Source organism: Pseudoflavonifractor sp. 60 (assembly GCF_009911645.1).
GTDB lineage: Bacteria > Bacillota > Clostridia > Oscillospirales > Oscillospiraceae > Lawsonibacter.
Window position 1 is genome coordinate 1 of record NZ_QWKI01000189.1, and the last position, 3263, is coordinate 3263.

General features: G+C 44.3%; 6 protein-coding genes and 1 pseudogene. All 7 read left to right on the forward strand.

The features are described 5' to 3' along the window. Window positions 1-73: 73 nt before the first annotated feature. Window positions 74-202: pseudogene (locus D1646_RS18915) on the forward strand (Maff2 family protein); the annotation flags it as partial. A 157-nt stretch (window positions 203-359) separates the two neighbouring features. Further along, window positions 360-575: a helix-turn-helix transcriptional regulator gene (locus D1646_RS18920; RefSeq protein ID WP_120409313.1), complete on the forward strand. Its 216-nt coding sequence runs from the start codon at window positions 360-362 to the stop codon at window positions 573-575. After that, entirely contained in the window at window positions 562-1008 is a 447-nt protein-coding gene (locus D1646_RS18925; protein WP_160637962.1) for a hypothetical protein, read from the forward strand. Before D1646_RS18920 ends, D1646_RS18925 begins: the two co-directional genes overlap by 14 nt. 184 nt (window positions 1009-1192) lie before the next feature. After that, window positions 1193-1636, forward strand: coding sequence for a sigma-70 family RNA polymerase sigma factor (locus D1646_RS18930; RefSeq protein ID WP_160637963.1), 444 nt, complete (start codon window positions 1193-1195; stop codon window positions 1634-1636). Further along, window positions 1623-1835, forward strand: coding sequence for a helix-turn-helix domain-containing protein (locus tag D1646_RS18935; RefSeq protein ID WP_160637964.1), 213 nt, complete (start codon window positions 1623-1625; stop codon window positions 1833-1835). The genes D1646_RS18930 and D1646_RS18935 overlap by 14 nt, the downstream gene beginning before the upstream one ends. Window positions 1836-1841: 6 nt before the next feature. Beyond that, the gene (locus D1646_RS18940; RefSeq protein ID WP_347565252.1) at window positions 1842-2270 is read left to right on the forward strand and encodes a winged helix-turn-helix domain-containing protein; all 429 of its coding nucleotides are present in this window, start codon (window positions 1842-1844) and stop codon (window positions 2268-2270) included. 649 nt (window positions 2271-2919) lie between these two features. Then, window positions 2920-3263 (forward strand): plasmid mobilization relaxosome protein MobC (locus tag D1646_RS18945; protein ID WP_160637965.1); only part of this gene is annotated, 344 nt, incomplete at its 3' end.

The following is a 3263-nucleotide window of genomic DNA, read 5'->3' on the forward strand; positions in this document are numbered from 1 at the left end:
AAGGAGTAGCCAGCCGCCTACACCGGGCGGCTTTTCTTGTGCCCGGGAAAAACCCGGAGAAATGGAGGACTATATGGCATTTTTTGCATCCGCTATCACCACATTGCAGACCCTTGTTATCGCGCTGGGCGCGGGCCTCGGTGTTTGGGGCGTTGTCAATCTGCTGGAGGGCTACGGCTCGGACAATCCTGGCTCAAATGCTCATGTGCGATAAAGTAACACAAAGATTTTGATAAGCAGCCACCCACTATTCCGTGCAACTTATAAGAAAAACTTTTGTAAAGGAACCTTGACAAAACCGCCTTATCCTACTATAATGAAATTATAAAGGAACCTTGTCAAAACGGAGGTGACATTATTTGGAAAACAGGGTTGAAGAATTAAGGAAAAGATTAGGCATGAATCAAGAAGATTTTGCAAAAGCACTTAAAGTTTCAAGGCAAACCGTCAGTTCAATCGAAACGGGGAAATATAATCCCTCTTTAGAATTAGCTTTTGTAATATCAGATTTTTTTGGTAAACAAATCGAAGAAATTTTTATTCATGAAAGGAGTTGCAAAGATGAAAAAAGGTAATTTATTAGAGGGTATTTTGTTTGTTTTGACAGGCATTATTCTTTTGGGTGTAGCGCTGCTAACTGATAGTGTGCTGGACAGTTTGCTTATCGGTTTTGCTGCCGGAGCTATTTGTTCTGGTACTGTTATGACTTGTAAATATTTCTATTGGAGTACACCTAAAAACAAAGAACGGTATCAAGAAAAAATAGAAAATGAAAAAATCGAACTTCACGATGAATTAAAATCAAAATTAAGAGATAAATCCGGACGCTATGCGTATGCTATCGGGCTTATGACTGTTAGTATTTCAATAATCATCTTCTCCATATTGGGACAACTTGAAGTCATTGATAATTCACGCTTAATAGTGCTATATCTGGGCGGCTATTTAATTTTTCAAATTGTAATAGGTATCGTAATATTTAAACAGTTATTAAAAAAGTATGAATAGCAAAACCAGCCAAGCCAGTCAACGGTCAAGATGAACGGGCTTCGCCCGCCGTTGACAGCCCCGTCTGTTTTCGCAGTTGAGTAGACAAGGGGCAACAGCAAAAAATGCTGCCGCCCTTTATCATCATAAAAAGGCAACTATTAACCAACCATTTCCTCATGTGGGAGAAAGGGGGGAATCATTTATGCCTTGTACAGAAGCATATAAAGAACATATCGAATACACATTTAACGCCTTTTGCAGAGTTGTTATACGCTATGCCGCTATCAACGCATGGCGTAATAGAAACAAGCGGCGGCAAAGAGAAATATCTCTTGAATATCTCACAGAAGAAAAGTTTTACCCGTTCAGTACGTCAGATAAATTGTTTATAGACCCCTATAAACAATACCCAGTTATGATATGCGGTCAGAGGGTTATCTTCACAAACGGGGAGCTTGCCGAAGCCTTGTCTGCCTTGCCAGAGAAAAAGAGGGAAATCATTTACCTTTATTTTTTCGGACGTTACACACAGCAGGAAATCGGGGAACTATACGGACGCTGCCGAAGTACGGCGTGGCATCACATACACAGTGCCTTACAAATGCTGCATAAAGAAATGGAGGTGCTTTTCCATGAGGAATCCTAAACTTGTACCGTATGAAACGATTATCAGAGCAACCAGCGGAGAGCCGGAAGCCATTGACGAGGTTTTGCGGCATTACAGCAAGAGAATCCGGCTTGCTTCCCTTGAAAACGGACAGGTCAACAAGGACACCGAGGACAACATTAAACGGCGGCTTATCGCTGCCCTGTTCCAGTTCCGCTTTGACGGACAACCTACCTAACAGGAGGTGAGATTTGTCGCAAAAATAGTCATGCTTATATTTAACGACACAGAAGAAAAAGCGGTTGAGAAAGCCATAGCCGCCCTTGCCGATATGATACCGCTGGAAACCATGCAGCCGCCCCACTCCCCGGCACTTACTTTTCCGGGATTAGAAATAAAATTGCACCAACGCCGTGTATTAAAAAACGGCACAGATATTTCTCTTACCCGTTTAGAGTACGGCACACTCTGCTACCTTGCCGCCAGTCCGGGGCAGGTATTCACAAAGGCGCAAATTTTTGAATCCGTGTGGAGCATGGAAAGTGAAAGCTGCCAGTCAAACGTGGCAAATGTGATATGCAATCTACGGAAAAAGATAGAGCCGGACAGCGGCAAGCCCACTTACATAAAGACCGTTTTAGGCGTGGGCTACAAGTTCGCTTCCGGGGAATAACAACAGAATAACCGCCACCCATCAGCGGCAGCCAAAGACAGGAAATCAAGAAAAGGTTTCCTGTTTTTTTGCGTCAAAAACCAAGCCGGATTTTGCGCCGCAATAAAATAATTCAAATACTTTTGGAAAACATTGCCTAAATTTTCTTTTTTCCCGTAGTAGGTAATAAGGGGAAAAATAATTGCCGGAAAGTTTGGCATTTTTTGAAACCGTCCGTATATCACTGCAAAACGGAACTGATTCTTCCGTTTTTGTCAAATTCTGTTACGAAAACACGAAAAGAAATTCCGGGGAACTTTGCCAGATTTGCCTTGCCGTGCGTAGTAAGTAATAGAGGGAGAAATACCGCCGCATAGTTGGCAGAATCCACGCCGAACAAGCCGGGGTATCAGCAAAAGCCTACACAGAGGAAGCCGCCACTTTCTTAGAGCAAGATTCTACCACAGTACCAAATTTCGCCTATCGGCTCAATTTGTCCTATGGGAATCTTGTTGGGATTGCCACCCCAAGCCCGCCTTTTTGCGGCTTGCGCCGCTTGAAAAATCCCCGAAAAAATTTTTCGGATTTTTCAAAAAACACTTCCGCTTATGCCCCTGTTTTTCTCCTATTGGTGAGAGGGCAAAGCATAAAAAGAAAGGAGTTGAAGCCCGTGAGAAAATACAACACGCCCCACCGCCACCGGGTAATCAAAACCCGTTTGACCGGGGAAGAATACGCCGAGTTTTCCGAGCGTGTCACCCTCTGCAAAATGAGCCAAGCCGAGTTTATCCGGCAAGCCCTTATCAAGTCAAGCATACGCCCGGTTATCACCGTTTCCCCGGTCAATGATGAACTGCTGTCTGCCGTTGGGAAACTTACAGCCGAGTACGGGAAAATCGGCGGCAACTTGAACCAGATTGCCCGCTGTCTGAACGAATACGGCGCACCTTATAACGCCCTCTCCCAAGAGGTACGAGCCGCCACAGCGGAGCTTGCCGCCTTGAAGTTTGAAGT